This window comes from Candidatus Protofrankia californiensis (assembly GCF_900634765.1).
GTDB lineage: Bacteria > Actinomycetota > Actinomycetes > Frankiales > Frankiaceae > Protofrankia > Protofrankia californiensis.
On sequence record NZ_CAAAFT010000052.1, the window covers coordinates 1,978 to 5,430 of the forward strand.

At 68.9% G+C, this 3,453-nt stretch carries 4 protein-coding genes; 3 read left to right on the top strand and 1 reads right to left on the bottom strand.

What is annotated here, in order from left to right; genetic code table 11:
* Positions 1–267: 267 nt before the first annotated feature.
* Positions 268–1,791 carry a substrate-binding domain-containing protein gene (locus tag DD1DGNOD_RS02820; protein WP_131765047.1) on the top strand — a complete coding sequence of 508 codons (1,524 nt, stop codon included), beginning with the start codon at positions 268–270 and terminating at the stop codon, positions 1,789–1,791.
* 172 nt (positions 1,792–1,963) lie between these two features.
* Here the strand turns inward: DD1DGNOD_RS02820 and DD1DGNOD_RS02825 are convergent, their stop codons facing one another.
* Positions 1,964–2,356 (bottom strand): ArsR/SmtB family transcription factor, encoded by a 393-nt coding sequence (locus DD1DGNOD_RS02825; RefSeq protein WP_131765091.1) that lies wholly within the window; start codon positions 2,354–2,356, stop codon positions 1,964–1,966.
* A gap of 103 nt (positions 2,357–2,459) precedes the next feature.
* On the opposite strand from DD1DGNOD_RS02825, the gene DD1DGNOD_RS02830 reads away from it, so the two are divergent.
* Entirely contained in the window at positions 2,460–2,993 is a 534-nt protein-coding gene (locus DD1DGNOD_RS02830) for an ArsI/CadI family heavy metal resistance metalloenzyme (RefSeq protein ID WP_131765048.1), read from the top strand.
* Positions 2,993–3,453 (top strand): aquaporin (locus DD1DGNOD_RS28680; protein WP_241255424.1); only part of this gene is annotated, 461 nt, incomplete at its 3' end. The genes DD1DGNOD_RS02830 and DD1DGNOD_RS28680, both read left to right, overlap by 1 nt.

Below are 3,453 nucleotides of genomic sequence, written 5' to 3' on the forward strand. Positions count from 1 at the left end.
GGACCTTGAGTCCCGGACCTCTGCGTGTGGCCGCGGTGGAGTAACGGCCCGCAGCGGGCGATCCGTGGCCGCCTGCGTACCGTCAGCCCACTTCCCGACCGGGATGAACCCACGGCTGGCCGAGATTGAACCCACGGCTGGCCGAGATGAATTCACGGCGAATATCTGACGAGCGGGCAGCGTAAAGCGCTCCGACCCCAACCAAAACCCATACGGTCGCTGAATCGTCATATCGGCCCAACCGTGCATTCGGGGATGAGGCGAAACGTGGGCTGGCTGAGTGCCGAGAACATCGTGGCCGTGCTCACCGCGGTGCTCGGCATCGTGGCGGCCTTCGCCGTGGTCTGGTACGAGCGCCGGGTCCCGCGCCGCAGACGCATCGGCTATCGCGTGCAGATGGACACCCCTATCGGCAGCGACAACCGCAGCGGGCAGGGCCAGGCGAACATACGGCTCGGCCTGTTCAACGACCTCCCCGACATGTCCGACGCCACCCTCGTCCTCCTGCGTATCGAAAACGACGGCGCGGAGAGCATCACCGACACCGACTACACCAGCAACGGCCTCACCGCCGTCTTCACCGAGCGCATCGTCAGGGGTGTCGCCGTCACCCAGCCCGACGCCGAGCACCTGATGGACCACTTCGCTCCGCCGGGGGCCATGCGGCACAGCGACAGCACGATCTACCTGCCCCGCGTCCCACTCAACCGCGGCCAGCACTACAAGCTGCTCGTGCTGCTCACCAGCGGTGGCGTCGGCTGCCACGTCCGGGTCACCGGCGGGATCCGCGACGGCGCGGTGATGCCCAACCGCAGCACGACGGTCGACGACACCCCGCCCCTGTTCAGCAGGCCCGCCCGCTGGATCACCATCCTGCTCACTCTCTGCGTCACGGCGTTGGCGATCATCATCGTCGTCCGCCGGAACGTGCCGCCTCCCATCGGCTGTGCCACGGGAAAGCTCACCGTCATCGGTTCCACGGCCTTTGCGCCGGTCGCGCGAGAAATCGCCGAGAAGTACGAGTCGGACTGCCCGGATTCAAAGATCACGGTGAACCCGCACGGCAGCAACGAGGGCATCCAGGAGCTGGCGGAGGCCGGTGGTGAGTCCGCGAGCGGGTCGTCACCAGCCGTGATCGCGGTCTACGATGGTTCCAAGCCGGACGGCTACCTGCAGATGACAGGGGAACGCGTTGCGGTCTCCGCATTCGCTCTGGTGGTGAACGACCAGGTATCGACCGGCAATCTGACGATCGACCAGATACGGAGGATCTATCGGGGTGACGTCCTCAACTGGAACCAGGTCGGCGGCCCCGACCTCCCCGTCCTGCTCGTAAGTCGGGACGCCAACTCCGGCACCCGTGACCTGTTCCGGCGGCGCATCCTCGACGGAGTCGGCGAACCGGCTCTGACCTCCCTGAACTGCGAGCACAGGAACTCCCCCCAGGACAGGGTCGTCCGCTGTGAACTCGACAGCACCGAGCGGGTACTGAGAACCGTGGCCAAGCTCCCGGGCGCCATCGGCTACAGCGAACTGCAGGCCGCCGTCATGTCCAAGGGCCTGCACACCCTGCGGATCAACGGCCAGGAGTCCTCGATCGAGGCCATCGGCGCCAGCACCTATCCCTTCACGGAGGTCGAATACGCCTACACCTACGGCAGGCCGCCCGCCGGCTCCCTCACCTCCAGTTTCCTGAACTACCTGACGAGGGGCAGCGGCCAGGACGTCATGAAGGCCTACGGGCACCTGCCGTGCTACAGCCCGGAGGGCTTCAAGCGCTGCCAGCAGTGACCGGCCACCCCCGCGGGTGCTGGATCACGAGGCCGCGCGGTTGACCACATGGGGCGGTGTCCTATCCGCGAGAGCCGGCTGAGCTGCTGTCGGCTGTATTTCCGGTTTCCGGGCGGGATCCGGACCGGGGCTGTCCGTCCTGCCGTCGGTTCCCGGCGCCGCTCGCAGGAGGCTACTGTCGGGGCGTGAAGACGGTGGCCAGGGCGGCGAGGGCGTCGGGCACGGCCCGGTAGTAGGCCCAGACACCGCGTTTGTCCCGGGTGATCAGCCCGGCGTCCACCAGGACTTTCAGGTGGTGGCTGACGGTGGGCTGGCTCAGGCCGAGGGGTTCGGTGAGTTCGCAGACGCAGGCTTCACCGTCCTCGTGGGCGTAGATCATCGACAGGAGTCGTAGGCGGGCGGGCACGGCGATCGCCTTGAGGACCGCCACGAGCCGGTCGGCTTCCTCGGCGGACAGCGGCGCCCGGGTCAACGGGGTGCAGCAGGCCGCGGGCGTCCCGGCGAGGTCGGGCGCCTCGGAATCCGTGCTCGGGGGGAGCGGGGTGGGCAGGGGTGCGGTCGCCATGTCGCCCAGCATGCCCCACCTATTGACAGCCGTCTATGCGTGGGGTCATCGTTGCATCCGACAGGACATAGACGCTGATCGATACGGATGGGGGCTGGTCGTGATGGCCAGGGTGCAGCTGGCATTGAACGTCTCCGACGTGGACGCGGCGGTCGACTTCTACACGCAGCTGTTCGGGGTCGGCCCGGCGAAGCGCCGGCCGGGGTATGCGAACTTCGCGGTCGACGTGCCGCCACTGAAGCTGGTGCTGATCGAGAACCCGCAGGCCCGGGGTGCCGGGGTGGCCGGGGCGCTCAACCATCTCGGCGTCGAGGTCGCCACCTCCGAGGAGGTGGCCGCGGCGACCGCGCGGCTGGCCGGGGCCGGGTTGGACACGGCGACCGAGGAGAACACCGCCTGCTGCTACGCGGTGCAGGACAAGGTCTGGGTCGACGATCCCGACGGCGCCCCGTGGGAGATCTACACGGTGCTCGCCGACATCCCCGACGGAGCGGGGGTGGGGCCGGTGTTGCGGATGGTGGAACCGGGCAGCGGGCCGGGCTCGGCCTGCGCGTGCGGGCCGGGTGGGGACTGCGGTCCGGCGGCGGACCTCGGTGACGCCGCGCCGGTCGTCACCGCCGGCCACGCAGGCCGCTGATGTCACAGGTAGGAAAAACGAGTCCGCCGCCGCTTGCGCGACGGCTGGTCGCGGAGGCGGTCGGCAGCATGCTGCTGGCCGCCCTGGTGATCGGTTCGGGGATCGCCGCAGCGCAGCTCAGCCCGGGGCAGAGCGGGTTGCAGCTGGTGGAGAACGCCGCGGCGACCGCCGCCGGCCTGTTTGCGATCATCTTGATGGTCGGGCCGGTGTCCGGGGGGCATTTCAATCCGGTGGTCTCCGCGGTGGACGCGGCGTTCGGTGGGCTGGCGTGGCGGGACGCCGCCGCCTACGTCCCCGTCCAGGTCGCCGGCTGTGTGGCCGGGGCGATCCTGGCGAACGTCATGTTCGACGCATCAGCGGTGTCGATCTCGACGCATCACCGGGCGTCCGGCCCGCATCTGCTTGCCGAGGTCGTCGCGACCGCCGGCCTCATCCTGCTGATCTTCGCTTTGGTGCGGTC

Bases quoted from the DNA above. Each gene is read 5' to 3' on its own strand.
- DD1DGNOD_RS02830 (WP_131765048.1), top strand. From the start codon at position 2,460: ATGGCCAGGGTGCAGCTGGCATTGAACGTCTCCGACGTGGACGCGGCG.
- DD1DGNOD_RS02825 (WP_131765091.1), bottom strand. From the start codon at position 2,356: ATGGCGACCGCACCCCTGCCCACCCCGCTCCCCCCGAGCACGGATTCC.